This is a genomic window from Aliterella sp. E5.1 (genome assembly GCF_057473825.1).
The window spans coordinates 1-1532 of record NZ_JBYCCV010000358.1 but is presented as its reverse complement, the minus strand read 5'-3'; the positions used below and the strand labels follow the sequence as shown (position 1 = coordinate 1532).

Here is a 1532-nt window from a genome sequence, read left to right as displayed (position 1 = left end):
AATCTTAATTGTGGATGAGGTGCTAGCAGTCGGTGATGTACAGTTTCAGAAGAAGTGTTTGAGGAAGATGGAGGATGTTGGAAAAGAAGGCAGAACAGTAATATTTGTAAGCCACAACATGGCAACAATCAAATCGCTCTGTAGCCGAGCAATACTGATCAAACAGGGAGAAGTAAAAGTAGACTCAGATACAGAAGAGGTTCTTGGTGAATATTTATCTGAAGATCATATATCTGATGCATTTGTTGCATGGGAGGAAAAAACCGCACCTCAATCGCCAGAGATACGATTTATAAAAGCTTATATTCTTAATAATCAAGGTGAGTATGCATCAACGCTAGATTGTCGAAAAGACTTTGCCATTGTTGTTGAGTATGAAGTCTTAAAGTCGCTCAAAGACTTAAGAATCGGTTTTTTTATGCAAAATGTGGAAGGAATTCCTATCTGCGGCTCTAATGATCCAGAGGCTTGGTCACAAGTAACAAGAGAGCCCGGCTGCTACAAAAGCAGGTGTATTTTTCCTGGTTACACTCTGAATGCTAGTAGATACTCAGTTTTTTTGGGAGCAGATATCCCCCCTTACGAAAAACCACTTGTCACAACCCCTTACTGTATAAGTTTCGTTGTTGAAGATGTAGAAGGCCATGGTTTACGGAATGAAAAACTTCCAGGAGTTTTACGACCGCAGTTAGATTGGGAAGTTCTGCAGCTTATTGGCATACTTAAGGATGGATGATCACTACACAGTTGAAAATGCAAAGAAGTTTAACTGGTCTTCTATAAGCGGCAACTTAAATCCTGAACGCATATCTCATCTTGAAACTTATATTGAAGGAACAAGAATCCTAGATGCTGGATGTGGAGGAGGAGCTTATGTAGAATTTTTGACTAGCAAAGGACTAACAGTTACCGGAGTTGATAAATATGAGCAATTTCTTCGGGTAGCACGGCAAAGAGGTAGAAAAGGAGTTTATATTGAAAGTGATCTTGCTAAGCTTCCCTTTTCTAATAAAGAGTTTGACTGTACATACTGCTATGATGTCTTAGAACATGTTGATGATCAAGCTGCTATTAAAGAATTAGCTAGAGTGACTAGTAAGCGATTAATTATTGCCGTTCCAAAAGAAGATAATGCTATGGACAAATTTAATCTTACATTTTTGCATTATCAGGATAAAACTCACCTAAGAAATTATACCAAAGAAAGCCTTAAAGAGCTTGTCTCACTGGTTAGCCACTCAAATCTTAGGATCTTTCCAGAACTAGCTGTTCCCGCTAGATCTCTAGTATGGGCAATGATGAACTTCAATTATTCATCTCCATCATCAGCTTTTTTTAAGTTTGAAACTATTCGTAGAAAAGCCTTCATGTTTTTACTTAATAAATTTTTGAGAAAAGCTATATATAAGGAGATATATACTGGCTTAGTTGCAATCGTGGATTTATAAACTTCCAAAGATTAATGAGAGTTATTTATGATATATCTGTTCTTGGGGTTGGTCATTATCACCAACGCGCAAGAACAGGTGTAT

At 37.5% G+C, this 1532-nt stretch carries 2 protein-coding genes; both read left to right on the top strand.

What is annotated here, in order from left to right; genetic code table 11:
- The coding region (locus AC2VE5_RS27220) for a Wzt carbohydrate-binding domain-containing protein (RefSeq protein ID WP_486890654.1) at positions 1–736 on the top strand (736 nt) is incomplete at its 5' end.
- A complete protein-coding gene (locus AC2VE5_RS27215) occupies positions 729–1448 on the top strand; it encodes a class I SAM-dependent methyltransferase (protein ID WP_486890653.1) in 720 nt (239 codons plus the stop codon). The genes AC2VE5_RS27220 and AC2VE5_RS27215, both read left to right, overlap by 8 nt.
- Positions 1449–1532: the final 84 nt, after the last annotated feature.

What these genes read in the sequence shown, in the direction of transcription:
- AC2VE5_RS27215 (WP_486890653.1), top strand. Translation starts at nt 729, where the DNA reads ATGGATGATCACTACACAGTTGAAAATGCAAAGAAGTTTAACTGGTCT.